Annotated in this window: 23 protein-coding genes; 1 reads left to right on the top strand and 22 read right to left on the bottom strand. The window is 61.9% G+C overall.

All coding sequences use genetic code 11. From position 1 onward, the window contains the following. Window positions 1-15: 15 nt before the first annotated feature. The 20 genes from motA to mnmG form a co-directional block, all read right to left on the bottom strand. Window positions 16-876 carry a flagellar motor stator protein MotA gene (gene motA, locus PATSB16_RS19200; RefSeq protein WP_047215606.1) on the bottom strand — a complete coding sequence of 287 codons (861 nt, stop codon included), beginning with the start codon at window positions 874-876 and terminating at the stop codon, window positions 16-18. A 160-nt stretch (window positions 877-1,036) separates the two neighbouring features. Next, complete coding sequence (gene flhC / locus PATSB16_RS19195) at window positions 1,037-1,603, bottom strand: flagellar transcriptional regulator FlhC (RefSeq protein ID WP_047215605.1); 567 nt, start codon at window positions 1,601-1,603, stop codon at window positions 1,037-1,039. A gap of 75 nt (window positions 1,604-1,678) precedes the next feature. Continuing rightward, a complete protein-coding gene (gene flhD, locus PATSB16_RS19190; protein ID WP_047215604.1) occupies window positions 1,679-1,996 on the bottom strand; it encodes a flagellar transcriptional regulator FlhD in 318 nt (105 codons plus the stop codon). Window positions 1,997-2,491: 495 nt separating this feature from the next. After that, window positions 2,492-4,207, bottom strand: a complete 1,716-nt coding sequence (locus PATSB16_RS19185; RefSeq protein ID WP_047215603.1) for an AMP-binding protein — start codon at window positions 4,205-4,207, stop codon at window positions 2,492-2,494. 251 nt (window positions 4,208-4,458) lie between these two features. After that, entirely contained in the window at window positions 4,459-8,016 is a 3,558-nt protein-coding gene (locus PATSB16_RS19180) for a DUF11 domain-containing protein (RefSeq protein WP_156884512.1), read from the bottom strand. Between the two features lie 565 nt (window positions 8,017-8,581). Then, complete coding sequence (locus PATSB16_RS19170; protein WP_047215600.1) at window positions 8,582-9,001, bottom strand: F0F1 ATP synthase subunit epsilon; 420 nt, start codon at window positions 8,999-9,001, stop codon at window positions 8,582-8,584. Between the two features lie 106 nt (window positions 9,002-9,107). Beyond that, window positions 9,108-10,487, bottom strand: a complete 1,380-nt coding sequence (gene atpD / locus PATSB16_RS19165) for a F0F1 ATP synthase subunit beta (protein WP_047216762.1) — start codon at window positions 10,485-10,487, stop codon at window positions 9,108-9,110. Window positions 10,488-10,549: 62 nt separating this feature from the next. After that, window positions 10,550-11,434: a F0F1 ATP synthase subunit gamma gene (gene atpG, locus PATSB16_RS19160; RefSeq protein ID WP_047215599.1), complete on the bottom strand. Its 885-nt coding sequence runs from the start codon at window positions 11,432-11,434 to the stop codon at window positions 10,550-10,552. Between the two features lie 90 nt (window positions 11,435-11,524). Further along, the gene (gene atpA / locus PATSB16_RS19155; protein WP_047215598.1) at window positions 11,525-13,066 is read right to left on the bottom strand and encodes a F0F1 ATP synthase subunit alpha; all 1,542 of its coding nucleotides are present in this window, start codon (window positions 13,064-13,066) and stop codon (window positions 11,525-11,527) included. A gap of 43 nt (window positions 13,067-13,109) precedes the next feature. Next, window positions 13,110-13,643 (bottom strand): F0F1 ATP synthase subunit delta, encoded by a 534-nt coding sequence (locus PATSB16_RS19150; RefSeq protein WP_047215597.1) that lies wholly within the window; start codon window positions 13,641-13,643, stop codon window positions 13,110-13,112. A 2-nt stretch (window positions 13,644-13,645) separates the two neighbouring features. Beyond that, on the bottom strand, window positions 13,646-14,116 hold the full coding sequence (locus PATSB16_RS19145; protein ID WP_047215596.1) for a F0F1 ATP synthase subunit B: 471 nt from the start codon (window positions 14,114-14,116) through the stop codon (window positions 13,646-13,648). Window positions 14,117-14,240: 124 nt separating this feature from the next. Further along, window positions 14,241-14,510, bottom strand: a complete 270-nt coding sequence (gene atpE, locus PATSB16_RS19140) for a F0F1 ATP synthase subunit C (RefSeq protein ID WP_047215595.1) — start codon at window positions 14,508-14,510, stop codon at window positions 14,241-14,243. Window positions 14,511-14,599: 89 nt separating this feature from the next. Then, window positions 14,600-15,451 carry a F0F1 ATP synthase subunit A gene (atpB, locus tag PATSB16_RS19135; protein WP_047215594.1) on the bottom strand — a complete coding sequence of 284 codons (852 nt, stop codon included), beginning with the start codon at window positions 15,449-15,451 and terminating at the stop codon, window positions 14,600-14,602. Window positions 15,452-15,513: 62 nt separating this feature from the next. Beyond that, entirely contained in the window at window positions 15,514-16,014 is a 501-nt protein-coding gene (locus PATSB16_RS19130) for an ATP synthase subunit I (RefSeq protein ID WP_047215593.1), read from the bottom strand. A gap of 260 nt (window positions 16,015-16,274) precedes the next feature. Continuing rightward, window positions 16,275-17,432: an SLC13 family permease gene (locus PATSB16_RS19125; protein ID WP_047215592.1), complete on the bottom strand. Its 1,158-nt coding sequence runs from the start codon at window positions 17,430-17,432 to the stop codon at window positions 16,275-16,277. Between the two features lie 28 nt (window positions 17,433-17,460). After that, window positions 17,461-18,354 (bottom strand): ParB/RepB/Spo0J family partition protein, encoded by an 894-nt coding sequence (locus PATSB16_RS19120; RefSeq protein WP_047215591.1) that lies wholly within the window; start codon window positions 18,352-18,354, stop codon window positions 17,461-17,463. A 28-nt stretch (window positions 18,355-18,382) separates the two neighbouring features. Continuing rightward, on the bottom strand, window positions 18,383-19,153 hold the full coding sequence (locus tag PATSB16_RS19115) for a ParA family protein (protein WP_047215590.1): 771 nt from the start codon (window positions 19,151-19,153) through the stop codon (window positions 18,383-18,385). Window positions 19,154-19,227: 74 nt separating this feature from the next. After that, a complete protein-coding gene (locus tag PATSB16_RS19110; RefSeq protein ID WP_052892753.1) occupies window positions 19,228-19,818 on the bottom strand; it encodes a lipocalin family protein in 591 nt (196 codons plus the stop codon). Then, entirely contained in the window at window positions 19,815-20,447 is a 633-nt protein-coding gene (gene rsmG, locus PATSB16_RS19105; RefSeq protein WP_237170382.1) for a 16S rRNA (guanine(527)-N(7))-methyltransferase RsmG, read from the bottom strand. Before rsmG ends, PATSB16_RS19110 begins: the two co-directional genes overlap by 4 nt. A 71-nt stretch (window positions 20,448-20,518) precedes the next feature. Then, window positions 20,519-22,459: a tRNA uridine-5-carboxymethylaminomethyl(34) synthesis enzyme MnmG gene (mnmG, locus tag PATSB16_RS19100; protein WP_047215588.1), complete on the bottom strand. Its 1,941-nt coding sequence runs from the start codon at window positions 22,457-22,459 to the stop codon at window positions 20,519-20,521. A gap of 202 nt (window positions 22,460-22,661) precedes the next feature. Between mnmG and PATSB16_RS19095 the strand changes: the two genes are divergently transcribed. Then, window positions 22,662-23,825 carry an NAD(P)H-dependent flavin oxidoreductase gene (locus tag PATSB16_RS19095; RefSeq protein ID WP_047215587.1) on the top strand — a complete coding sequence of 388 codons (1,164 nt, stop codon included), beginning with the start codon at window positions 22,662-22,664 and terminating at the stop codon, window positions 23,823-23,825. A 59-nt stretch (window positions 23,826-23,884) separates the two neighbouring features. On the opposite strand, the gene PATSB16_RS19090 is transcribed toward PATSB16_RS19095, so the two are convergent. Both PATSB16_RS19090 and PATSB16_RS19085 read right to left on the bottom strand, forming a co-directional pair. Continuing rightward, complete coding sequence (locus PATSB16_RS19090) at window positions 23,885-24,631, bottom strand: ABC transporter ATP-binding protein (protein ID WP_047215586.1); 747 nt, start codon at window positions 24,629-24,631, stop codon at window positions 23,885-23,887. Then, window positions 24,631-26,427, bottom strand: coding sequence for a branched-chain amino acid ABC transporter ATP-binding protein/permease (locus tag PATSB16_RS19085; protein ID WP_052892752.1), 1,797 nt, complete (start codon window positions 26,425-26,427; stop codon window positions 24,631-24,633). The genes PATSB16_RS19090 and PATSB16_RS19085 overlap by 1 nt, the downstream gene beginning before the upstream one ends. Window positions 26,428-26,433: the final 6 nt, after the last annotated feature.

Below are 26,433 nucleotides of genomic sequence, written 5' to 3'. Positions count from 1 at the left end.
CACCTGGGCACCGACCTAACGCGCCTTGACCTGGCGCACGTGGTCTTCGAGTTCCGCGAACGACGGCCGCTCGCTGGAGTACAGCACTTTCCGGCCGAATTCGACCGCCAGCGCCGGCGCGTAGCCATTGAGACTGGCCAGCAGCGTGACCTTGATGCACTGGAACACTTTGCTCGACTCGGCCACGCGATGCTCGATGAGCGAGGCCAGCGGGCCGATGAAGCCATATGAGAGCAGCACGCCGAGGAAGGTGCCGACCAGCGCCTGGGCGATCAGCGCACCGAGTTCGGCCGCCGGCTTGTCGGCCGACGCCATGGTGTGCACCACGCCCATCACCGCGGCCACGATACCGAAGGCCGGCATCGCGTCGCCCACTTTGGAGATGCAGTGCGCGGGCATCTCGCCTTCATGCTTGTACGTTTCGATTTCGTGATCCATGAGGTTCTCGATTTCGAACGCGTTCATGTTGCCGCTGACCATCAGGCGCAGGTAGTCGGTGAGAAACTCCATGATGCGGGCGTCGCGCGCGAGCAGCGGGTATTGGCTGAAGATGGGGCTGGCCGCGGGATCGTCGACGTCGGCCTCGATGGCCAGCATGCCGTCCTTGCGTGCTTTGGCCAGCAGCACATAGAGCAGCGCCATGAGCTCCATGTAGAGCGCCTTGGTGTATTTGGAGCCGCGCAAGAGCGGCGGCAGCGCGCGTAGCGTGGCGCGAATCGCCTTGCCGTTGTTGCCGACCAGGAAGGAGCCGATACCGGCTCCGCCGATCATCAGCAATTCAGTGGGCTGAAATAGTGCACCCAGGTGCCCGCCTTCCAAGGCGTATCCCCCGAACACCGCGCCCAGAACGATCGCATATCCAATAAAAACCAGCACTTCCGGGTTCCTCTTGCAAATTCAGGGCATTCAGGGAATCGCTCGCCAAACACGCCTAAAGCCATGCGGACAATATTTTTCTCTCAGAGGTATTACGGCAGTGCGAGGGAAAAACTGAAGGGAGGAAGTTGAACCGGAAGGACGAAATGCGTTGCGGCGCTCAAAGCGCCAGGCATCCTTGCTGGGCTTCGGCCTGTTCGGCGGCGGCCTTGCTCTTGCGCGTCTTGCCGGCGCGTGACGGCGGCTGACACAAACCGCAGACAAAATGATTTCGAGGTTCGTGGGCATGCGCCACGAAATGGCCGCCGCAACGCGTGCAGGGGGTCATTTGCAGCATTTTGCTGTCGAAGAAGCGCGTCAGCGTCCACGCGCGGGTGAAACTCAGCACCGGCTCCCAGGCGTGCAGCTCGACGTGCTCGCGGTAAAGGCGGTAGCTTTTGACGATCGCGTCGATGCCTTCGCAACGCGCCTGTTGCGTGAGGAATTGATGGATGTTGTAGAACAGCGACGAGTGAATGTTCGGCAACCAGGTGACGAACCAGTCGGTGGAGAACGGCAGCATACCCTTGGGCGGCGAGACGCCCTTGAGTTCTTTGTAGAGCTTGATCAGCCGATCGCGGCTTAGCGTGGTCTCCGCCTCCAGCATCTGGAGACGGGCCCCCAACTCGACCAGTTCGATGGCCAGTTGAATCTGCTTGGCTTCGTGAACCACGCTTTTGCTGCGCATAGTGCTTATTCCTGCAACAAACGAATCAATATTCCTTTCGCCGCACTCGATCGGCCTTGACTGACTGTGGCCGTGTCAACCGATCGCTTCGACCGGCTGGCTCGCCAGCAGGATCGATGCGTGCGACTGCTGCACGGCGATGTCCTTGGCGGTATGCGTCAGATTCGAGAGGATCGCGTGATCGTCGAAACGGAAGCGGCACAGCAGCAAATTGGATGAGGCGAGTTTGACCAGTTGCGCGAGCGTAAGGCGGCCCAGAACATCGGCCAACTCTTCGCTGACACCCAGACGGAACATTGCTGCAGCGCGATCCTCGCGAATCAGACGTTGCGCTAGCACCAGATAGGAAAGGTTAATTTCCCGAATCTCGTTGAGTGTTTCGCTGTTACTCATGTAACCCCCGTAGATTGTGGTTTTGGCGACACTGGCCCAATCTCGGTTGCAATTTTGCAGCGATCCGCGGCGGAAAAAAATCAGAGATTCATCCGCTCGGGCTATAAGTTTTTCGGAAATTTTGTGTAGGCATTTTTCCTACAAGCATAGGAAAAATCTCCCGACAGGCTGAAAAGCCTTGATGGGAGGGCCTGAGCGGGCGAGTCGCGGCAAAAACCGCTTTGCCCGTGATGCGCAGCGACCGCGCAGTAGACTGGTTTGTCCGCGCGCCGCGCGAAGCGATGTCTGTATTTCGGCCGGCGCTGGAGAAACTTTAGGCGCGGCTGAAAAAAATTTCTTAAGACATGGGGGGTACTATGCCGGCGCCGCCAAACGAGTAACAGCATCTTTACAGATGGTTACAAGTTGGGCCGGCGCCGGTTCGCGTCTGATGTGTGGCGGTGCCCTGCCGGCGGCCCGCTCGGCGCGGGGCCGGGTGCCGTCGGCGGGTCAGCGCTAGGCGGTTTTGCTCTCGGTCAGGCCGAGCTCGTCGACCATCGATGCGCGCATGATGAATTTCTGCACTTTGCCCGTCACGGTCATGGGCATTTCGCTGACGAAGCGGATGTAGCGCGGGATTTTGTAGTGGGCAATCTGATCCTGGCAGAACGCGCGAATTTCATCTTCGGTGGCGCTCTGGCCCGGCTTGAGGACCACCCAGGCACAGACCTCCTCCCCGTATTTGGGATCGGGCACGCCGAATACCTGCACCGCCTGGATCTTTGGGTGACGGAACAGGAATTCCTCGATTTCGCGCGGATAGACGTTCTCGCCGCCGCGGATCAGCATGTCCTTGACCCGCCCGACGATATTGCAGTAACCCGCCTCGTCCAGGGTGGCCAGGTCACCCGTATGCATCCAGCCATCGCGAATGGCCTCGCGCGTTTTTGTTTCGTCGTCCCAGTAGCCGAGCATGACCGAGTAGCCGCGCGTGCAGAGTTCACCTTTTTCGCCGACCGGCACGATGGCCCCGCTGGCATCGACCAGCTTGACCTCGAGATGAGGCTGCACGCGGCCCACGGTGGTGACTCGTTTTTCCAGCGGATCGTCGGTCGAACTCTGGAACGAAACCGGGCTGGTCTCCGTCATGCCGTAGGCAATGGTGACTTCGCTCATGTGCATTTGCGAAATCACCCGTTTCATGGTTTCGATCGGGCAGGGCGAGCCGGCCATGATGCCGGTGCGCAGCGACGAGAAATCGTACTTGGAGAAATCGGGGTGATCGAGCTGGGCGATGAACATGGTCGGCACCCCGTGCAGGGCGGTGCAACGCTCCTGCGCCACGGCGCGCATGGTGGCGGCCGGATCGAATGCCTCGCCGGGAAACACCATATTGGCGCCGGTGCTCACGCAGGCCAGCACCGCCAGCACCATGCCGAAGCAGTGGTAAAGCGGCACGGGGATGCACAGGCTGTCTTGCTCGGAGAAGCGCATGGCCATCGCGATGAAGCGGCCGTTGTTGACGATATTGTGGTGCGTGAGCGTGGCGCCCTTCGGATTGCCGGTGGTGCCGCTGGTGAACTGGATGTTGACGGCTTCGTGCGCATCGAGCGTCGCGGTGATGGCATCGAGCTCGCCGACCGCTGGGTTGGCCGTGCCCGCGACAATGTCGTCGTAGTTGAACATGCCGGGCGTGCGGGCCTCGCCCATGCGGATCACGATACGCAAGTCGGGCAGCTTCTGCGCATGCAGTTGCCCAGCTTCGCATTGCGCCAGTTCTGGCGCGAGGGTCTGCAGCATCGCCAGATATTGCGAGGTCTTGAACGATTCGGCGGCGATGATGGCTTTGCAGCCGACTTTGTTGAGCGCGTACTCGAGCTCGGCAAGCCGATAGGCCGGATTGATATTGACCAGAATGATTCCCAGGCGCGCGGTGGCGAATTGCGTAACCAACCACTCGACCCGGTTGGGCGACCAGATACCGAGCCGATCGCCCTTGCGCAGGCCAAGCCGGTGCAGGCCGAGCGCCAGGGCATCGACCGCCTGGCTGAACTCGCGCCAGTTCCAGCGGATTTGCTGTTCGCGAAACACCACCGCCGGCCGCTCGGGATAGCGTTGCACGCTCTGCGCCAATAATTGCGGGATGGTCGCCTCCGAGAGCGGCACCGTGGTATCGCCCTTGACGTAGGATAGGCCGTTACGCGGCGCCAAGCCGGCATTTTCTTGATCCATACTGCGTCTCCTCCAATAACAGCAGGGGCCGGCCGCCACGATGGCGCGCGGGCAAGTGCGATGTATTTTTCTGTGGCACCCGCCCTGCCCGAATGCCGGACAGGGCGGATTCAGCCATGCTCGTATCAAGCATAGCCTGCCTAGGTTGTTTGACGTTTACGTTAACGTAAAAATAGCTTGACGAGGATCAGGGAAGGTCCGGATTTCCGATCCTGTATTTGCCAGGGGCGCGGCCCGCCGGCCGGCCCGACTCAGTGCTCGACGCGCACCCTGAAGCCGACCGAGCCCTGCTCGCCGGGCAGCAGACGTCCCGAGAATGTCCAGCGTATTGGCGTCGGATCGCTCGTGCCGTGTGCCTCATCGAGCGTCGCCACCCGGCATGCCAGCGCCGCCGGCATCTGCTTGCACACCGCGCTTTGCGGCACCAGCGTGGTGTGCTCCGGCACGACCTCGTGAATCGCCAACTCGTGCAGCGGCTGGTCCGAGCGGTTCATGAATTCGATCGTGTAGGCTAAGGTCTCGCCGGGCTTGGCATCGCCCTTGTCGACCAGCGTTCTCAGCCGCAACGGGCCGTTGTCCGCCTCTTTGTCCGGCACCACGCGCAAGGCATGGCGGGCCTCGACGGTGCCCGCAACATTGCCCGCCGCCGCTTCGATGCGACTGTCGATGCGGCTGTCGACCGCCTCCGGCGCGACCTGCAGCGGAATGTTGACGATGATCCGGCGCCCCGCCTCGAGCGCCGTGCCCGCCGCCAGCAATGCGTCGTGCCGCGGCGAGCCGTCCCAGGCAGCCTCGAGCCCCTGCTGCAGATCGCTTTGCGCGTCGAACACCGGCGTGCCGTGTTGCTTCAGGCCAGCCGGCAGGCGGTATTGCAGTTGCACGCCGTCGAGCGCCTTGAGCGCGACGAGCGTGACCCGGTAGGTCAGTGCCTCGCCCGGCTGCCTGTCGCCTTCGGCAGTTGGCGCCAGCGCGGCCGTCATCGCCCCCTGGCCCGGGACTTTGGCGACCAGCAACGGCGGCGCGGCCAGATCCTGCTGGCTGACCAGCGTGGCGCGGCCCGCCGCCTTGACCAGAATCGCGCCTTGCGCTTCGGCCTTGACCCGCACGGGGATGTCGAGCACCGCGTGCTTGCCTCCCACCAGGCCCAGCAGCGATTGCACCGGGTCGAGCAGCTGCGCGCTCACCCCAAACGCGCCTCCCGTGCCCCGCCATTGGCCGTTGAGCGTGCCGGTCCCGATTTGCACCAACCCGCCGATCAGCGGCGGCCTGCCCTGATCACTCAGGTCGGCACGGTACATCGGTGCGCCCGCTTTCTCCAGACCCGCCGGCAAGACCAGCGACCATTGCAGCCCCAACGCCGTGTGCGAGCTTTGCATGCGCAGGCGCAACGTCAATGTCTCGCCGGCGGCCACGCCCGCGTTCGCGCTCAATGACCGGTCACCCCGGTAGACAGTCAATGAACTCCCGCCCAACACGCCCGCCCCGGAGCGCACCCGCAGGTGGCGCACGCCAGTCCAGGCTGATGCGTAGCCTGCGCTGCTGACGAGGAATTTGAGCTGGTAGCTTTCGCCGCTTGCGGTGGGCACCCACGCCTTGGCATCCGGCAGCTCGACGTCGAATCGACCGTTCGCGTCGGGTTCAATGGGAATATCGTTTGTGCTGTGGTATTGGCCGTCGCGCCAGTCGCGCCACCGGAATTTGACGTGATCGGCGCTCGGGTGCGTTTGCCCGCGGATGTGCAGCGTCTGGCCCGCCAGCAATTCCTCGCTGTCGGTTGCCGGCCACACCCATTGCGGCCTGGGCATCACCGCCCTGAGATCGAGCGCCGCGATCTCGTGCTGCCCCGCCAGCGGCTGCCCACCGCTGTGTCCGCGCGCGATCACCTTCACTCCTGGGATCTGGCCCGGCCGCGACACCGTCACCGGTATGTCGATCACCGCGTGTTTGCCCGCCAGCATGCCCGGCGCGTCCTCCCCGCTGACCAGCAAACGCGTGGTCGCCCCGAACGCCGCTCCCGCGCCGGTCCAGCCTTTGTTGAGCCGCGTGGTGTCGATCGGCTTCGCGCCGTCGCCCGGATCGCTCAGCGCGGCCCGATAGCGCAGCGTACCCGCCTGCCCTTGCAGTTGCGTCGCGCCGGCCAGACTCAGCGACAGGTCGATCTGCTCGGCGGCAGACGCGGCCGCCAGTTTCAGACGATAAGTGATTTGGTCGCCAACCGTGACATTCGCACCACCCATCAGCGGCTTGCCGTGTTGATCGAATACCGTCAGCGTACTGTCCCGGAACACCTCTGCGGGACTCGACGGGCGCATGACGACGGATTTTGCCTCGGACGGCTCCGACCAGAGGCCCTCGTTCTTGCGCACGCGCAGACGGATGTCGTAGTGCCCACTCGACCACGCGGCCGATTCGGCGATCGCGATCGTATGGTCCTGGGTTCGCGTGTTTTGCAGCGCAACCGCTTGGCCGTCTGTCCAGTCACCGCCCTCACGGCGCCATTGCGGCTGCACGACGTCGACGCCTGGCGGCGGCCTGAGCGTGACGCTGACTTTGCGTCCCGGCGCCGAGCCGGCGGGCGGCTTGCTCCACTCTGGCGGCAACGGCTTCACTTGAAAGCTGCGAATCTCCGAATCCGGTGACCAGTTTGCGCTACCCCGCCTGACCCAGAATATGACCATGTACTGCGATCGGTCGGTTGGCAGCCAATCCGCAGTATCGGGGAGAACCACGCTGCGGTCACTGCCAAGCTTGAGGTCTCCGCTGACGTGCCAAAGACCCTTTTCGCCTCGTCGCCAATAGGCCTGCAGGTGCGTTGCCTCCTCGCCCTTGTCCACGGCGAGCCTGAATGGCTGACCTTGCAGCCTGATGCCGGGATTGTCGTCAGCCCAGCGCGCGCTGGGCGTGACGTCGATGTGCTGCCGGTTGAGAAGAATGAGGTCCGTGCTGCCCCGGCTGGCGGTGATTCTTATGTCGTGCCAACTGGCCCTCAATGCTTTCTCGGACAGGCACGAAAATTTACCATCGCTGACCGCACAGGTACCGAGGTCGATCGAATTCGGCCATACCGTCTCCATTTTTATTTGTTTCACACCTCCGTCAACCCAGCCATTTACCCGCAGCCGTTTGTCTTCGAGGCGCAGCGCCGTGACACCCCCAGCGAGGACGTCGACAGTTTTACTGCCGACATAGGTTTCAAACTTGCCGTCGTAATAGACGTAAAACTCCAACGTCTGGCGTCCGGCGGGCAAGTTGTAGACGGAAAACCACCCCAAACCCTGACCGGCCAGAATGTAGGGGCCGACCCCATCTTTCTTGTACCAGGCCTTGACGGTGCCGGTCGCGCCGTTACCCCGCCACGCGCCGGTGATGTCGACGCGCCCCTGGACGTGTTTGTGCGGTGTGGCGGTAGACACGCCACCGGAGAGCGGACGGATCTTGAAGTATCGTGAACTCACGCCTGGCTCGGTGTTGCGCCACGGATAAATTTCCGTTACCGCCTCGTACGTCTGGCCGGGGACCAAATTCAAGGACAGCTCGCCCGCATAAAGGGGTTTCGCCGTATCGATCACCTCATAGCCCCGTTTTGGCACCCGACCGTCGGGATAGTCGCGCCGATCGCAACTGCCGTTGATGTCGCTGAATCCGTAGGACGCCCCATCGCCGGGCGCGATCACCGAGAAATAGCAGGATTCGAAGCCCCACGAGTTATGGCGCCAGGTCATGGCCACATGGATCAGGTCGCCAATGTTGAATTGGGCCGGATTCGCCGCCGTGGAATGCGCCAGATCGCCGATTTGCTCGACTTTCACCGCAGAAGCCGACGACGCCCCCATGGCCAGCCCGACGGCGAGCAAGATGCCCGGTAACAGCCCCCGGATTGAGCGACTCCGGATCGTGTCAACGCACCACTGGGTGCAAATTTTCAGCAGGCGTGACCGCCTCTCGATCAAAGACATCATCCCGTCGACCATTTTCGTTGAGCGTGAACTTTTCCAGGAAACGCCTTGCGCGCTTCCCGAGCGCTTGGCCTGCGGAAGATAGCAACGATTACACGTCACCGACTTTAGGACGATTCCAGTTAAATAGTGCGACTAAACGGCATTTTCCTAATGCGTATTCCTATTTAGTCATGCCAATCAATGGTGGCGTCTCGGAGTGAATCGGCTGGGGTGCCGGTGTGTAGTGCGAGCTGCGGCGCGCGCGGGACTCACGCGCATCGGAGTTTTCCGATGTCTCGAATTGTCAAGACGGTGCTCCCGTCAGTTCACGCATGAGCGTGGCCCGATGGACATCACGCTTCGCACCAAAAAGACAAAAGGCAGCCGAAGCTGCCTTTTGTCTTTGCTGACGCGCGCCTGTGAGGCGCTCGTTACGTCAGGCTTTTTTCTTGCGGAACCGCTGAATCGTCGCGAGTTGCGCGACCGCCTCGGCCAACTCAGCCTGGGCTTTCGCATACTCGATGTTCGACCCCTTGTTGGCAAGCGCTTCCTCGGCGCGACGCTTGGCTTCGGCAGCCTTCGCTTCGTCCAGGTCGTTGCCGCGCATGGCCGTATCGGCCAGCACCGTCACGCTGTCGGGTTGGACTTCGAGAATACCGCCGGCGACGAAAACAAACTCTTCTTCGCCCGAGGCAGTCTCGATACGCACCGCGCCCGGCTTGATACGCGTGATCAGCGGCGTGTGTCCGGGCAGAATGCCCAGTTCGCCGGCCTCGCCCGGCAGGGCCACAAAACGGGCCTCACCGGAGAAGAGCTCGTCTTCCGCGCTGACGACGTCTATATGAATGGTTGCCATGATTGCTCCCGTTGAGTTTGGTGCAGGCGGCGCCGGCAGAGTTGGATCATTCGCCGGCGCCTTCGTGAGTCACCTGTGCGCCTTGTTCAGGCGGACACTCAATCGATTACTGCAGTTTCTTGGCTTTCTCGAAGGCTTCGTCGATCGTGCCGACCATATAGAACGCCTGCTCGGGCAGGTGGTCGCACTCACCATCGACGATCATCTTGAAGCCGCGAATCGTTTCCTTCAACGGGACGTACTTGCCCGGAGCGCCAGTGAACGCTTCGGCCACGTGGAACGGCTGCGACAGGAAACGCTGGATTTTCCGGGCACGAGCCACCGCCAGCTTGTCTTCCGGCGACAGTTCGTCCATGCCCAGAATCGCGATGATGTCGCGCAGTTCCTTGTAGCGCTGCAGCGTGGCCTGCACGCCGCGCGTCACACCATAGTGCTCTTCGCCAATGACGTTCGGGTCGATCTGGCGCGAGGTCGAGTCGAGCGGATCGACCGCCGGGTAGATACCCAGCGAAGCGATGTCACGCGAGAGCACGACGGTGGCGTCCAAGTGACCGAAGGTGGTCGCCGGCGACGGGTCGGTCAAGTCATCGGCAGGCACGTAGACGGCTTGCACCGACGTGATCGAACCGGTCTTGGTCGAGGTAATGCGCTCTTGCAGACGGCCCATTTCTTCGGCCAGCGTCGGCTGGTAGCCCACGGCCGAAGGCATCCGGCCCAGCAGCGCCGAGACTTCGGTGCCGGCCAGCGTGTAGCGGTAGATGTTGTCGACGAAGAACAGCACGTCGCGACCTTCGTCACGGAAGTGCTCGGCCATCGTCAGACCGGTCAGCGCGACGCGCAGGCGGTTGCCCGGCGGCTCGTTCATCTGCCCGTACACCAGCGCGACCTTGTCGAGCACGTTGGAGTCTTTCATTTCGTGGTAGAAGTCGTTCCCTTCACGGGTACGCTCGCCCACGCCGGCGAACACGGAGTAACCGCCGTGCTCCTTGGCGATGTTGTTGATGAGCTCCATCATGTTGACGGTCTTGCCCACCCCGGCGCCACCGAACAGACCCACCTTGCCGCCCTTGGCGAACGGGCAGATCAGATCGATAACCTTGATGCCCGTCTCGAGCAGTTCGGTCGACGGCGCCAGTTCGTCGAATGCCGGTGCATTCTGGTGAATTTCACGCTGGCTGTCCTGGGGGATCGGGCCGGCTTCGTCGATCGGCCGACCCAGCACGTCCATGATGCGGCCCAGCGTGGCCTGACCGACCGGCACGGTGATGCCCTTGCCGGTGCTCTTGACCATCATGCCGCGGCGCAGCCCTTCCGAGGAGCCCAAACAGATGGTCCGCACAACGCCGTCGCCCAACTGCTGCTGCACTTCGAGCGTCAACTCCGAGCCATCCATAATGAGCGCGTCGTAGATCTTCGGCAGGTGGCCGCGCGGAAATTCCACGTCGATCACGGCGCCGATGCACTGTACGATCTTGCCTTCTACCATCGCAGTACTCATCGCTTTTCCTTTAGATACTTGAATTCATTTCGCCCGGAGGCATGTCAATGTCAGACTGCCGCCGCGCCGCCCACAATCTCGGCCAGCTCTTTGGTGATCGAGGCTTGTCGGCCCTTGTTGTAGATCAATTGCAGTTCGTTGATGACGGTCTTGGCGTTGTCGGAGGCCGCCTTCATTGCCACCATCCGCGCCGATTGCTCGGACGCCATGTTTTCCGTCACCGCCTGATACACCAGGGCCTCGACATAGCGCACCAGCAGCGTGTCCACCACGGTCTTCGCGTTCGGCTCGTAGATGTAGTCCCACGCATGCGACGTCTTGACGGCCGCCTTGCCGTCCTCGCCCGCAGGCTGCTCCGGCAACGGCAACAGCTGCTCGATCACCGGCTCCTGCTTCATCGTGTTGATGAAGCGCGTGTAGGCCAGATAGACGGCGTTCAGCTTGCCCGCGGCGTAGGCATCGAGTTGCACCTTGACGGCACCGATCATTCGCTCCAGATGCGGCGTATCGCCCAACTGCACGACGTGCGACACGACTTTCGCACCGATCCGCCCCATGAAACCGAACCCCTTGCCGCCAATGGCGGTGGCCTCGATCGCCAGGCCGGCGCTTTCGATTTCCTTCATTTTGCCAATCACGGCGCGCAACACGTTGGTGTTCAGGCCACCGCAAAGCCCCTTGTCGGTGGTCACCAGGATGATGCCCGCGGCCTTGGCGTCCGAATTACGCACCATGAACGGATGGTGGTATTCCGGGTTCGCCTGGCTCATATGGGCCGCAATCGTGCGCACCTTGTCGGCGTAGGGCCGAGCATGGCGCATGCGTTCCTGCGCCTTGCGCATTTTCGACGCCGCCACCATTTCCATGGCCTTGGTGATCTTGCGCGTGTTTTGCACGCTCTTGATCTTGCCGCGAATTTCCTTCATTCCCGCCATTGCTTACTCCTTATATGAAGAGCGGCCGTCGATGCTGCCGATGCGCCGCTCTCCCGCTGGTCCGTTGAATATGAATCGTCTTCAACCGAATCAGTAAGCGCCCGTCTTCTTGAAGTCCTTGATCGCAGCGTGCAGCGCGGCTTCGTCGTCCTTCGAGAGATCCTTGGTCTCTTCGATGCGGGCGATCAGCGCGCCATGGCTGGTCTTGAGGGCTTCACGCAGACCGCGTTCGAACGGCAGCACGGACTTGATGTCGAGATCGTCCAGATACCCATTGTTGGCGGCGAACAGCGACACGGCCAGCTCCCACACCTGCAGCGGTTGATACTGCGGCTGCTTGAGCAATTCGGTCACGCGGCGACCGCGTTCGAGCTGGCGACGGGTGGCTTCGTCGAGGTCCGAGGCAAACTGCGCGAATGCCGCCAATTCGCGGTACTGCGCCAAGTCGGTACGGATCCCGCCGGAGAGCTTCTTGATGACCTTGGTCTGCGCCGAGCCACCCACGCGCGACACCGAAATACCGGCGTTGATGGCGGGACGGATACCGGCGTTGAACAAATCGGTCTCGAGGAAGATCTGCCCGTCGGTAATCGAAATCACGTTGGTCGGCACGAACGCCGTCACGTCACCGGCCTGCGTTTCAATGATCGGCAGCGCGGTGAGCGAACCGGTCTTGCCCTTGATTTCGCCGTTGGTGAACTTTTCGACGTATTCCTCGTTGACGCGCGCGGCGCGCTCGAGCAGACGCGAGTGCAGGTAGAACACGTCGCCAGGGTAGGCTTCGCGACCCGGCGGGCGACGCAGCAGCAGCGAGATCTGGCGATAGGCCCAGGCTTGCTTGGTCAAATCGTCATAGATGATCAGCGCATCCTGGCCGCGGTCGCGGAAGTATTCGCCCATCGTGCAGCCGGCATACGGCGCGATGAATTGCAGCGCGGCCGATTCGGAAGCAGTGGCCGCCACGATGATCGTGTACTCCATCGCACCGTGCTCTTCGAGCTTGCGCAGCACGTTGGTGATCGACGAGGCCTTTTGGCCGACCGCCACGTAGATACACGTGACGCCCTTGCCCTTCTGGTTGATGATCGCATCCACTGCCACCGCCGTCTTGCCGGTTTGGCGGTCGCCGATGATCAGCTCACGCTGACCGCGGCCGATCGGCACCATCGCGTCGATCGACTTGAGACCGGTTTGCAGCGGCTGCGACACCGATTGACGCCAAATCACGCCCGGCGCGATCTTTTCGATCGGATCGGTCAGTTTCGCGTTGATCGGACCCTTGCCGTCGATCGGCTGACCCAGCGCGTTGACCACGCGGCCGACCAGCTCGGGACCGACCGGCACTTCCAGAATGCGGCCGGTGCACTTGACCGTGTCGCCTTCGGAAATGTGCTCGTATTCACCCAAGATCACCGCACCCACGGAATCGCGCTCGAGATTGAGCGCCAGACCGAAGGTGTTGCCCGGGAATTCGAGCATTTCGCCCTGCATCACGTCGGACAGGCCATGAATACGGCAAATGCCGTCCGTCACGGAAAGGACGGTGCCCTGATTGCGAATCTCGGCACTGCTCTCGAGACCTTGAATCCGGCTCTTGATCAGCTCACTGATTTCAGAGGGATTGAGTTGCATATGTGCTCCTGATATTCAATTCTTGCCGTCTTGGCGTAGCTCGCTACACCGTCAGCGCCGTTTGCATATTCGCCAGGCGGGCACGGACCGAAGCGTCCAGCACTTCGTCGCCCACCACCACTCGTACACCGCCCAGCAGCGACGGGTCGACCGTCACGCTGGCATGCAGCTTGCGGCCGAACTTGTGCTCGAGCGCCGCGACCAACTCCCGGAGCTGCGCATCGTCCAGCGCAAATGCACTGGTGATGAGCGCATCGGCGGAACCAGCGCTGGCGTTCTTGAGCTCCTCGAACTGTTGCGCCACTTCCGGCATCACCGACAGACGGTCGTTTTCGACCATGGCGACGATGAAGTTGCGCAGCATGGCGTTGCCCGGCGATTTCAGCGCGGCAAGGATTACCTCGACCACCTGCTCATGCGTCACGTTCGGGTTGTCTGCCAGGGCCTGCACGTCGGGATGCTGGGCAACCGCGGCCAACTCGCGGACCAGTTCCGACCAGGCGTTCACGTCACCGGACTGCGCCACGCGGAACAGGGCTTCGGCATACGGGCGGGCAATGGTTGCAAGTTCAGCCATGATCAGAGCTCTGCCTTGAGTTGGTTCAACAGCTCGGCGTGCGCCTTGGCATCGATCTCGCGTCGCAGGATCTGCTCGGCTCCCTTGACCGCCAACGCGGCGACTTCGCCACGCAGCGACTCGCGAACCTTGATCGCCTGCTGTTCGGCTTCTGCCTTTGCGGCGGCAATGATCCGGGCGGCTTCGGCCTGGGCGTTCTGCTTGATTTCCTCACCGACGGCCTGAGCGCGCTTTTCCGCCTCGGAAATGCGCTGAGCGCCTTCCGCGCGGGCTTCCGCGAGTGCCTTGTCGACCCGTTTGCTGGCGAGCTCGAGGTCGGCCTGGCCTTTCTCGGCGGCCGCAAGCCCGTCAGCGATTTTTTTCGCGCGTTCGTCGATAGCCTTGATCAGCGGCGGCCAGATGAATTTCATCGTGAACCAGGCCAGGATCAGAAACACGACGGTTTGCGCAAGCAGTGTTGCGTTAATGTTCACGGTGTTTCCTTTCGGTGTTGCTTGTCGATTGGCGAAACAGCGCACCCGGCATTAGTCAGATCTAATTTTGGGCGCGCCGTCATGTCCAGTGGCCGCACAATTTTGCGCGGCAGCCGAAAGAAATTCAGGAAGCGAGCTTCGAGAGCAGCGGGTTGGCAAACGCGAACAGCATTGCCACGCCCACGCCGATCAGGAATGCCGCGTCGATCAGACCGGCCAACAAGAACATCTTGGTTTGCAACGGATTCATCAATTCGGGCTGACGCGCGGCGGCTTCAATGTATTTGCCGCCCATCAAACCGATACCGATACAGGCGCCGACAGCACCCAGGCCGATGATGATGCCGATGCCGATGGCGGTCAAACCCTGGATGTTGGCGATGAAAGCTTGCATGATTACTCCTTTTGGTTAGAGACTTGAAACTTGAAAAAACCTGAATTCGAAAAACTCAAAACGATTCATCTTCGGCAAGCGCCAGATCATCAATGATGATCGTGCGCCTGGCCGATATATACGAGCGTCAGCATCATCATGATGAACGCCTGCAAAAACACGATCAGGATGTGGAAGATCGACCACGCCAGACCCGCGATCACATTGCCCACGAAACCCAGGAACGTCAGGTTCGCCCCGAAGGTCCAGAGGCCGCCGAGCAGCGCGATCAACAGGAACAGCAGTTCGCCGGCGTACATGTTGCCGAACAGCCGCATGCCGAGCGAGATGGTCTTGGCCAGGAATTCGATGACGTTAAGCAGCAGATTCGGCAGCCACAGCGCGAAGTGATTGCCAAACGGCGCCGTGAAGAGTTCTTTCATGAACCCGCCGGGACCTTTGATCTTGAAGCTGTAATAGAGCATCAGGATCAGCACGCCGAACGAAATGCCGAGCGTGCCGTTCAGATCGGCCGTCGGCACGATCCGATGATGCGTGATGATGTTGCCCAGACCGACCCACTGGATGATGCGGCCCGGCAGGTCAACCGGCAACAGGTCGAGGAAGTTCATCAGCGACACCCAGACGAACACGATCAGCGCCAGCGGCGCGATGAAGGTCCGGTTGCCGTGCACAATGCTCTTCGACTGATCTTCGACCATCTCCACGAGCATTTCGACGGCGCCCTGGAACCGGCTCGGCACACCGGAGGTTGCCTTGCGCGCGGCCAGCAGCAGGAACAGGCACGCGATGATGCCGGTCGTCACCGACCAGAACAAGGTGTCCCAGTTGATGATGTGGAAATCGATGATGCTCGTCTGCGTCGCATTCGCAAAATGTTGCAAATGGTGCGCGATATATTCCGACGGATTCGGCCCTTCCATTCCGGCTTCTACTGACATAGCGATCAAACACCCAATTATGAAAATCCGACTCCGCGACGACCTGCACGAGCGGTATGCCGCTACTTGATGGCCAGTGCCAGCCAATGGGCCTTGAGCACCAGCACGAATGTGGTCAGCAACGCTACCCAATGAACCGCCGGGTACAGCGTCGCGATCGCCACAAACAGCGCAATCGTCGTCATTACTTTGATCGCCTCGCCAATCACTAGCGAGGACACGGTGAGGCGATCACGCGATACTTTCAGCCGCAGGGCGAAAAACACCCCTGGCACCCAGCCAACCATTCCGCCCAGCCAAGCAGAGACCGCCGCATTTCGCGGCGATGCCGACAGCGCCCACCATACCAATGTCACCAGCAGCGACACAATTACCTGGGCGGTAATCACCCTGAATGGAGTAACGCGAGACGGGCGGCTCACATTGGGGCCGAAGAGGCGCTCGGCCTCCGCTCGCGTAAGCGGAACGATCTTTTGCTCCTGCTCGTCGTCTCGCATATCCGTACTTACCGGGTCATGTTGGCGCGGTGTCGGCTGCGCACCAGACCGCTGACGATCGGCCATGGTTAAGCTCCCTTCCCCGCCCGGCTTTCACAAAACATCGGGCTCAACAAGCAGATAAATCCGCGAGATTTTACGGGAAGTTACCAGTCGCAGTCAATCAAACGATTGGACAATTTCGCCGAACTTGTGCAATGCGCGCACCGATTTGGCGCCAAATGCCGGGCAACGTCAAAAACCCTGCTGCGACGCGGCATTGCGCGGCCTTGCCAGCGAGAACCTGCGACAGCTGCATCGTGCCGCGACATATTGAAGCGCCGATTTCAGCCGACGAATCGCAGCACACCCAACCCAATCAGAGTAGTCGCAATGAAAAAGGGAATGGAGACTATATGAAATTTCCACCATATGCGCGCGGTTCCTGCCATGCGCAATGCGATCAGATTCGCCAGCGATCCCACCGCGAAACCGAACCCGCCGACGCTCACGCCATAGGCAAGCACGCGCCACTGGTGACTGTATTCGGCGAGCAGAATCGCCGCCGGCACATTGCTGATAACCTGCGAGACCAACGCCGCGCTCCAATAGACATGCGACGCGACGGACAGGTCGATGCGGCCGAGCTGGGCGTGAACCTGGGGCAAGCCCGCCAGCAGGCGCAACACCACGAACATCAGAACGAAGATAAGCAGCAAGAGCCAGTCGATCGAACGCAGCGCGCGCCGCTGCAACGCCAGGCACCCCGCGCCGGCCAGCGAACAAGCCCATATCACCAGGTGGTGATCGGTCAGCACGATGAACGCGGCAAACAGCGCCGCCAGCAAGGCAAAATGCCGCCACGCGACATCGTGGCGCGCACCGCGCTCGCTCAGCTGGAGAGGCCTGGCATCGAACGCCCAGGCAGTCAGCGCCAGCAGCAGCAACATCAGGCCGGCCGCCAGCGGCGCCATCCATGCGACGAACAGCGCAAAACTCACGCCGCTGGCCTGCCAGAGGAACAGATTCTGCGGGTTGCCCAGAGGCGTCAAGGCCGAGCCGGCATTGACTGCCAGCGCGAGAAAAACAATCAGCCGCTCGATGCGCAGCGGGGCAATCCGGGTCAGCGAGAGGGCCAGCGGCACCACCACGAACAGCGCAACGTCATTGGTCAGCAAGGTGGCCAGGCCAGCGGCGAATCCCACCATCAGAAGCGCCAGCATCCGTTCGTTTCGCAAGCGCCGCACCAGCCGCTGGGCCAGCCAGTCAAGAAAACCGGAAAGCTCCACAGCTTTGGTCAGCCACAGCAGCCCGGTCAGGGTCAGTATCGTTTGCCAGTCGACCAACCCGGGCAGCGATGCCCAAGGCCTCGGCCATCCGAGCTGCAGGACTGCCAGCGCCAGCAACAGCACCGCCAGCACCGGGTCGCGCCGCAGCACGATCCAGGGGCGCCTGAGCAGCGTCGCGGCCACGCGGCACGAGGCCGTCACGGCTTGGCCGCGCATTGCCCACCTCGAATTGGCATGTCGATTTTTAATTGACGCTCAAGCGCGCCAGGATGCCATCGAGTGCATCGAGACTGCCGAACTCGATCATCAGTTGCCCACGCCCCTTGCGACCCACCTTGATCTTGACGGTCGACGCGAGCATGTCCGACAACTCCTCCTCGAGCCGCGTCACGTCTCGCCCGCCCTCTTCGGCCGGACGCCGCGCCGAGCGCTGCGGCGCCGGCTTGAGCGACGCGTTGACGATGCGCTCGGCATCGCGCACCGACAGGCGCTTGTTGACGACCTGATTGGCCAGCGTGATTTGCGTGGCTGCATCCACCGCCAGCAAGGCGCGCGCGTGCCCCATATCGAGATCGCCGGCGAGGAGCATCGTCTGGACTGGTTGCGCCAGATTAAGCAGCCGCAGCAAATTGGAGACCGCGCTGCGCGAGCGTCCGACCGCCTCGGCGGCCTGCTCATGCGTAAAGCCGAACTCGTCGAGCAGCCGCTGAATCCCCTGCGCCTCTTCCAGCGGATTGAGATCTTCGCGCTGAATGTTTTCGATCAACGCCATCGCCGCGGCGGCTTCGTCCGGCACCTCGCGCACCAGCACTGGCACATCCGAGAGGCCGGCGATATGTGCAGCGCGAAAGCGCCGCTCGCCAGCGATGATTTCATATTTGTCAGCGCTCACTTTCCTGACAAGCAGCGGCTGCATTAACCCTTGCGCGCGAATGCTGGCCGCCAGCTCCTGCAGCGCGCCCTCGTCCATGCGGGTCCGCGGCTGATACTTGCCGGGCTGGAGCTGGTCCAGCGCAAGCACATGAGGCGCGCCGTCGGGCGCGGCGCCATCGGCCGCATCGTCATTGCCGCCACCGAGCAGGACTTCGAGGCCACGACCCAGGCCTTTCTTCTTGAGTGCGTTGTTTTTCGTTGCCATAGTTATTCCATTCACGCGCCGGCAGCGCTTACATAGATTCGATACGTTCGATCATTTCCGCGCCGAACTTGAGATAGGCCTGCGCGCCCCGCGACGACGGATCGAACACCACGCCGGGCATGCCGTAACTGGGCGCCTCGGCCAACCGCACATTGCGCGGAATAATTGCATTGAATACTTTGTCGCCAAAATGCGCCTTGAGCTGGTCGGAAACCTGCTGCTGCAGCGTAATGCGCGGATCGAACATCACCCGCAGCAGGCCGATCACTTTCAGATCCCGGTTCAGATTCGCATGCACCTGCTTGATTGTGTTGACGAGATCGGACAGGCCCTCGAGCGCGAAATATTCGCATTGCATCGGAATGATCACCCCGTGCGCCGCGCACAGGCCGTTGAGCGTGAGCAGCGACAACGTCGGCGGACAATCGATCAGGATGAAATCGTAGGCATCGTCCACGGCCGCCAGCGCTCGCTTGAGCCGCATATCACGATGCTCGAGGCTCACCAGATCGATATCCGCCCCGGCCAGCTCCCGGTTGGCGGGCAGCACGTCGTACTTGCCCGACTCCGAACGTTGACGTCCTTCGGCCACGTCCGCCATGCCAATCAACACCTCGTAGACGCTCTTCTCCAGCGAACGCTTGTCGATGCCGCTGCCCATCGTGGCATTACCCTGCGGGTCGAGATCCACCAGCAGAACACGCTGACCATGCGTAGCCAAGCCCGCCGCCAGGTTCACTGTGGTGGTGGTCTTTCCAACTCCGCCCTTCTGATTGGCCACGCAGAAAATCTTCGCCATTGCGCCTTCGTCCTCTCGTCTGCTGATCGGGCCGGCGGATGCCGGACCCCTGCGATGCCGTCAACACCAACCTGCTAGGGTTGCGGGGTCAATACCAATTTGTCGATATCAAAATTCTGCGCACGCAATTGCGCGACAACCTGATGGTACGAATCGGCGTCGAGCTTCGCCGTACGCGACAGAATCCACAAATGATCCCGGGATGGATTGGCAATCGCCACATAGTGGTAATCGGAGTCGAGCGCGACCACCCAAAAGTCATTCCAAAGCCAGGGAACCCAATTCAGCCACGGCGGCGCAAAACTCGCCTCGAAGCGGGCAACGTTTGGCGTAGCGCCAGCCGGGCGCGCCAGACCCGAGGTACTGTCGCTGCTGCCATCGCTTTTTTTGCAGAGATTGATGATATGCAGCTGCCCATTGGGCAACAGCTTCAGATCGTCGGTCACTGAACGGGCACACCGCCGCTCGAAAAAATTCGGATAGCGCGCAATCTCGTACCACTTGCCCTGAAGGCGCGCCATGTCGACGGCATCCACCGGGTGCACCGACACCGCCGCCGACGCCACAGCAGACGCTGGCGCGGCTTGCGCGGGCAGAGCCAGCGCCGACCACAGCGCCAATGCGCACACCACCACGCCCGTCCACACCGCCCACACCGCCCTCACGCGTCCCTCCGTACAGCGACCAAATGGCGCTCCGCATCCAACTGCGGCACCGTCAAACGCACCACATCTTCCACACACCATCCCGCCGGCAAGGCACCAATCTCTTGAGTCGGCAGCACACCCTTCATGGCCCAAAGTGTGCCACCGGGCGCCAAGAGAGGCCCCGCCAGGGAAACAAAATCGGCCAACTCGGCGAAGGCGCGCGACACGATCGCATCAAACAGCCCGGCCACCTCGACGCCCGGCCGCAGCGTCTCAACCCGCCCGGTGACCACCGACAGATTATCCAGTCTCAGCGCCACTTTGGCCTGAAGCTGAAAAGCGGTCTTCTTGTGCACGATATCGTTCAGCGTCACTTGCCAGTCGGGTCGGGCGATCGCCAGCACCACCCCGGGCAAGCCACCACCGGAACCGACGTCGAGCACCCGCCGAACTGGCGTCTTCGCCAGGTGCGGCACGATTGCCAGAGAGTCCAGGACGTGTTGAATCAACATCTGGCGCGGCTCGCGAATAGCCGTCAGGTTGTAGACGCCATTCCACTTTGCGAGCAACGCCAGATAATCGAGCAGACTGGCTTGCTGCGCACTGGTGAGGGTTACGCCAAGCACGGCCGCGCCGTCTCGCAGCAAAATTGCCAGCGCGTCGCGCGAAGCGGCCTCAGTCATCGAACCGGATTTCGTTTGTACCGTCACGCAATGCCTCAGGCAGCCTGTTGACCATTGGACGCTCCCGAGCGGCGCCCCAAACCCTTCTTCAGATGAACCAGCAACAAGGAAATGGCCGCTGGCGTCACACCCGATATACGCGAGGCTTGCCCAAGCGTTTCCGGGCGATGCTGGATCAACTTCTGGCGCACCTCGAACGAAAGGCCGCGCACTTCGTTGTAGTCAATCCCATCGGGCAAACGCGTATGCTCGTTGGCTTCCTTACGTTCGATCTCATCGGCCTGGCGGTCGATATAGCCCTGATACTTGATACCGATCTCGATTTGCTCGCGCACCTGCCCCGCCATAACCGGGTCGTCGGCGAGCGGCTCCGGCGCCGCGAATCGGCCGCCCTGCAGCGCCATCAAGGCTGCATAGCTCACTTCCGGGCGGCGCAGCAGATCCGCCAGCGTGTATTCGTGATCGATCGCCTTGCCCAGCAATGGCACCGCGTCCTCTGCCGGCAACTGCTTCGGGTTGACCCACGTCGATTTCAGCCGCTCTGTTTCACGTGAAACAGCATCGCGCTTGCGGCAAAATGCGTCCCACCGGACGTCGTCGACCAAACCGAGCTCGCGGCCGATTTCCGTCAGGCGCATATCGGCGTTATCTTCGCGCAGCGAGAGGCGATATTCGGCTCGGCTGGTGAACATCCGATAGGGCTCAGAGACGCCGCGCGTGATCAAATCGTCGACCAGCACGCCGAGATAGGCCTGGTCGCGTCGCGGGCACCACGCCTCGCGCCCCTGCACTTGCAGCGCTGCATTGATGCCCGCCAGCAATCCCTGTGCCGCCGCCTCTTCGTAACCAGTCGTGCCGTTGATCTGGCCGGCGAAAAACAGACCGCCAATCACTTTCGTTTCAAGCGACTGCCGCAAACCGCGCGGATCGAAGTAGTCGTACTCGATTGCGTACCCGGGCCGGAGAATATGAGCGTTCTCCAGCCCTTTCATCGAATGCACAAGTGCCAGTTGCACATCGAACGGCAGGCTGGTCGAAATGCCGTTCGGATAGAACTCGTGGGTCGACAACCCTTCCGGCTCCAGGAAAATCTGATGGGCATTCTTCTCGGCAAACCGGTGAATCTTGTCCTCGATCGAAGGGCAATAGCGCGGCCCGACTCCTTCGATCACCCCCGTGTACATCGGCGAACGGCTCAAGCCACCGCGAATGATGTCATGCGTGCGCTCATTGGTGTGCGTTACCCAGCAAGGCATTTGCTGCGGGTGTTGGTCCGCGCGGCCAAGAAACGAGAAAACCGGTACAGGGTCAGCGTCACCGGGCTGCACTTCCAGACCCGAGAAATCGATGGTCCGCCCATCGAGGCGAGGTGGCGTACCCGTCTTGAGCCGCCCCTGGGGCAACTTGAGCTCTTTCAGGCGGGCCGACAAGGAGACGGCGGCCGGGTCGCCCGCACGCCCGCCGGTGTAGTTATCCAAGCCAACGTGGATTTTCCCATCGAGGAACGTACCCGCCGTCAACACCACGGCACGGCCGCGAAACCGAATACCGACCTGGGTAACGGCGCCGACCACGCGGTCGCCCTCCACCATCAAGTCGTCGACCGACTGTTGAAAAAGCCAAAGATTGGGCTGATTTTCCAGGCGACGACGAATTGCCTGTTTGTATAGGACGCGATCGGCCTGAGCCCGCGTGGCGCGAACCGCCGGACCTTTCGACGAATTGAGGATCCGAAACTGTATGCCGCCCTCGTCGGTTGCCGCGGCCATCGCCCCACCCAGTGCATCGACCTCCTTCACCAGATGACCCTTGCCGATGCCGCCGATCGACGGGTTACAACTCATCTGCCCAAGCGTCTCGATATTGTGGGTCAGCAGCAGGGTTTTACAGCCCATGCGCGCGGAGGCGAGCGCTGCCTCGGTGCCCGCATGGCCACCGCCCACAACGATCACATCGAATTCCGTTGGATAAAACATAGCATCCCGCCGCAGCGCAGCAAACCTTCAAATAGCACAATGGACGAATTATAGCCGCTAATGTCTCGCGCATTCACTCCGCCCGGCGCCAACAGGCCGGATGTTTCACGTGAAACACATAATGTTTAACCTAGCTCAATTCATCGTGTCCTGCGTCGTGCCAGACTGCCGGTTCATTCGGCTTTCCAATTGCAGAGGTGTTATGGACCTTCCTCACTCACTCGCCCCGCTCAAAATTCGGGGTCGGGAACTCCTTCCGATCGTGCAAGGCGGCATGGGCGTCGGCATTTCCGCGCACCGCCTGGCCGGCACGGTCGCCAGCCTGGGAGCGATGGGCACCATTGCCAGCGTCGATCTGCGCCACCACCACCCTGACCTGCTCGCGGAATTGGGGCGCACGCGCGACCAGGCCAAACTGGATCGAGCCAACCTGGTAGCGCTGGATCGCGAAATTCAAGTTGCCCGTCGACTCGCACAGGGCGAGGGCATGATCGCCGTAAATGTGATGAAAGCAGTGGCAGCACACGCAGACTATGTGCGTCAGGCCTGCGAAAGCGGCGCCGACGCGATCGTAATGGGTGCCGGCCTCCCCCTCGATCTGCCCGAACTCACTCAGGGGTACGACGTCGCACTGGTGCCCATCCTGTCGGACAGTCGGGGCATCGCTATCGTCCTGAAAAAATGGATGAAAAAAGGCCGTTTGCCGGACGCCATCGTCATCGAACATCCGGGGCACGCCGGCGGCCATTTGGGCGCAGCGCACCTCGATGACCTCAACGACGCTCGATTCGAATTTTCCAGCGTGATCGAGGCGACATTCGCCCTGTTCGATTCACTGGGGCTGGCGCGAGATCAAATCCCCCTGATCGTCGCCGGGGGTATCCAGAGCCACGAGAAGGTGCTTGCCAGCCTGGCCATGGGCGCGGCTGGCGTCCAGCTCGGCACCGCATTCGCCGTGACGCAGGAATGCGATGCACACCCGAATTTCAAGGCCGTGCTCGCCGAAGCCGAGCCCGAAGATATCGTAACGCTGACCAGCGTCGCTGGCTTGCCCGCACGTGCGGTCAAAACGCCCTGGCTGACCAGTTACCTGAATAAAGAGACACGGCTCAAGGAAAAAGCGAAAGCCGGCATCGACCGATGCTCGAGCGGTTTGAACTGCCTCTCGGCTTGCGGCTTGCGCGATGGGCTCGCAAAATTCGGCCAGTTTTGCATTGACCGCCATCTTGCCGCCGCCCTGCGCGGCGAGGTGAATCGCGGGTTGTTCTTCCGGGGTTCGGAGTCACTGCCGTTCGGCCGAGCCATTGTCGGCGTACGCGAGCTCATCGCTTACCTGCTGACAGGTTATCGGCCCAGCCCGGCTTGATGGGGTACCGGTCCTTAGCGGCCTCCCCTCGGGCGTGCCCGAGGGAAGCGGCCGCGTCGTCAGGCAGCCTTCTTGGCCAGCCCCAGATAGGTTTCAATCACTTTTGGATTTACGGCCAACTCCTTGGCCGATCCCTCCAACGCCAACTCGCCGGTCTCGATCACGTAGCCGTAATCGGCAACCTGTAGCGCCGCGCGGGCATTCTGCTCGATCAGCAGGGTTGCCACCCCGGTTTTGCGCAGATCGCTGATGATGTGAAAGATTTCCTTCACGATCAGCGGCGCCAGGCCCAGACTGGGCTCATCGAGCATCAACAGCTTCGGCTTGGCCATCAATGCGCGGCCGACCGCCAACATCTGCCGCTCACCGCCGGACAATGTGCCCGCCTGCTGCTGCCGCCGCTCCTCCAGGCGGGGGAACAATCCGTACACCACCTCCATCTGGTCGAGAAAATTCTTCTCTCCCGCGCGCTTGCGACGATAGGCGCCCAGCAGCAGATTGTCCTCGACGCTCATCGTCCCGAACAGCTCGCGCTTTTCGGGAACCAGGCACATTCCCTGCGCCACGCGGGTCTCGATGCCGGCGGCGGACACGTCTGCACCCAGGTAGAGAACTTCGCCGCGGCTCGAGCCAGTACGCGGCAACGCACCCATGATCGCGTTGAGCATGGTGGACTTACCGGCGCCGTTAGGCCCGATGACCGTCACGATCTGCCCGGCCTCGACCCGCAGATGCGCATCGTGCAGCGCCTCGACCTTGCCGTAAGATACCGACAGGCCCTTGACCTCCAGAATCGCGTCCGCCATTACTCCACCCCTCCGAGATAAGCTTCCAGCACCGCCGGATCCTTCTGCACATCTTCCGGCAGGCCTTCGGCAATCTTGGTGCCGAATTCCATGACCACCAGGTGATCGGTCAGATTCATCACAAAGTCCATATCGTGTTCGACCAGCAGCACGCTCATGCCCTCGTCGCTGAGCTTGCGCAGCAGTTCCGCCAGGGCCTGCTTCTCCTTGTAACGCAACCCGGCCGCGGGCTCGTCGAGCAGCAGCAAGGTCGGATCACATGCCAGCGCGCGGGCGATCTCGAGGATACGCTGCTGACCGAGCGCCAGACTGCCCGCCTCCTCGTACATATGCTCGCCCAACCCGACACGCTCGATCTGCCTGGCCGCCTCATGCATGAGCATCGCCTCCTCGGCGCGGTCCAGCCGCAAAACGCTCGACCAGACGCCGCCCTGCGGACGCCGCCGCAACCCCTGCCGATCGCGCAGGTGCGCACCGATCGCCACGTTCTCCAACACACTCATGGTGGGCAGCAGCCGCACGTGCTGGAAAGTTCGCCCGATGCCGCGCTTGACGATCTCGCGCGAAGCCAGCTTATCGATGCGCTCGCCATGGAAAGTGATTTCGCCGCTGGTGGCCTGCAGCACCCCGGTGACGAGATTGAAGGTCGTCGATTTGCCGGCGCCGTTCGGGCCGATCAACCCGACGATTTCCCCGGCCTTGACCTGGAAGCTCACGTCATTGACCGCCACCAGCCCGCCGAACTCCTTGCGCGCGGCGCGCACGTCCAGAATCACCTCGCCCGGCGCCGGCTTGTCGCGCCGCCCCAGCGCCTCGGCCTGTTGCGGCGCGCGCGCCAGCTGCCGTGCGGGGAAAAACTTGCGGAAGAACGGCCACACGCCGTCACGCGCATACTGCAACAGCAAAACCATCAGGATGCCGAAGACAATATTCTCGAAATTCCCGCTGGTACCGAGCAGCTGCGGCAGCGCATTTTGTAAGTAGTCCTTTAGAATCGTCAGGATCGCAGCGCCGAGCACCGCCCCCCAAACATGCGCGACGCCCCCCACCACGGCCATGAACAGATACTCGATGCCGTGATCCAGATTGAACGGCGTCGGATTCACCGCCTGCTGCAAATAGGCATACAGCCAGCCCGAAATGGCCGCGAGAATGGCTGCGTAGACAAACACCACCACCCTCATCCAGCCCGTGTGAATGCCCATCGCCTCGGCCATCACGCCGCCGCCCTTGAGCGCGCGGATCGCCCGGCCCGGCCGCGAGTTCAGCAGGTTTTGCGCCGATACCACGGCCAGCAATACCACCACCCAGATCGGGTAATACATCTGCCGGCCGGACTGCAGAGAAAAGCCGAAAAGCTTGAGCACCGGGATATTGTTCAGGCCGTCATACTTGCCCAGAAAATCCAGGTTGCCGAACAGGTAGAACAGCGCCAGCCCCCAGGCAATCGTGCCAAGCGGCAGGAAGTGTCCCGACAGGCGCATCGTCACCGCGCCGATGGCCAACGCGGCAATCACCGTAATCAGGATCCCCGCGGCCAGCCCGATCCACGGCGAGGTGCCATAGGTGGAGCTCAGGTAAGCGGTGGCATACGCGCCCAGGCCGACGAACGCTGCCTGCCCGAACGAGGTCATGCCGGCCACACCGGTGAGCAGCACCAGGCCGATCGACACGATGCTGTACAGCCCGATGTAATTGAGCAGCGTCACCCAGTATTCCGGCACACGCACCGGCGCCGGCATCACCGGCAGCAACGCCATCACCACCAAAAATATCCAAAAGAACTTGTTTTTCATTGTCAT

Source organism: Pandoraea thiooxydans (assembly GCF_001931675.1).
In the GTDB taxonomy this organism is placed as follows: Bacteria; Pseudomonadota; Gammaproteobacteria; order Burkholderiales; family Burkholderiaceae; genus Pandoraea; species Pandoraea thiooxydans.
The sequence above is the reverse complement of the archived record's forward strand: the minus strand, read 5'-3'. Positions and strand labels throughout refer to the sequence as shown.